The sequence below is a fragment of the Komagataeibacter kakiaceti JCM 25156 genome, assembly GCF_000613305.1.
Map to the genome: position 1 here is coordinate 1 of NZ_BAIO01000757.1, position 855 is coordinate 855.

Here is an 855-nt window from a genome sequence, read left to right on the forward strand (position 1 = left end):
CGCGGCATTGCAGGCCGCCGCCCAGTCCCCCACCTGCCGGTCGGGATAGTTTGCCCCTTCCCCGCCCAGCGTGCTGTCGGCGGGCAGGCTCTCGACCTTGTGGCAGTCTTCCATGAAAACCGGCAGGGCCTGTTCAAGCGGGTCATCCTGCCATCCCGGCAGGGCGGTGAAGGCGACAGGACCGTTAGATGGCGGCGCATGCCCCCCCAGATCGGGGAATTTCAGATCACACCCGGACAGGGCGAGAGCGGCGCACAGCGGCACCGCGTACCTTGATACTTTCATGGATACGATCAGATCACGGATTTCATCGGCTGGTTATTGAGGGACATCCTTACGCGCTACGGCTTGCCCCGAGCCGCCAGCAGGCTCCCGCCGCCCCCAGAATGCATTCGAACGTCCACAGGTCGGAAAACTCGGTCACGGCGTCAACGCCCGCCACGGGCTGGCCATTGCTGTCCACCGTCAGGCTGACCTGATCCGACACGATGCGGACCTCGATGCGGGCGATGGGGTTGGGGCCTGTCGTCTCATCCAGTTCGGCGCCGATCAGGGCAATATCGGTAATGTCGCGGATCTCGCTGCGCAGGACCTCGCCCGCCTGCTGGCGGGACTGGATCGCGGCCTCGAACGCGTCATAGGTCGCGGCCGTCAGCCGTTCGCGCAGCACGTTGAGATCCCCGCTGGCATAGGCCCCCACGATCAGGCGGAACGCGCTTTCCACACTGTGGGCGAAGCCATCGGCCGTGAAACCGGGCTGGATTGCGCCGATGCGGGCCAGCACGCCGCCCACGCGCGTGTCAGGGCCGGGAATTTCGTATGTTATGGCCGGTGGCGGGGGTTCGGGGGCCTGTT

1 protein-coding gene and 1 pseudogene are annotated in these 855 nt (G+C 66.0%); both read right to left on the minus strand.

Annotated features, from left to right (window positions below):
• Positions 1-285 (minus strand): annotated as a pseudogene (locus JCM25156_RS26225) (murein transglycosylase A); the annotation flags it as partial.
• 49 nt (positions 286-334) lie between these two features.
• Positions 335-855: Tim44/TimA family putative adaptor protein (locus tag JCM25156_RS18670; protein WP_025814337.1), on the minus strand; the 521-nt coding region annotated here is incomplete at its 5' end.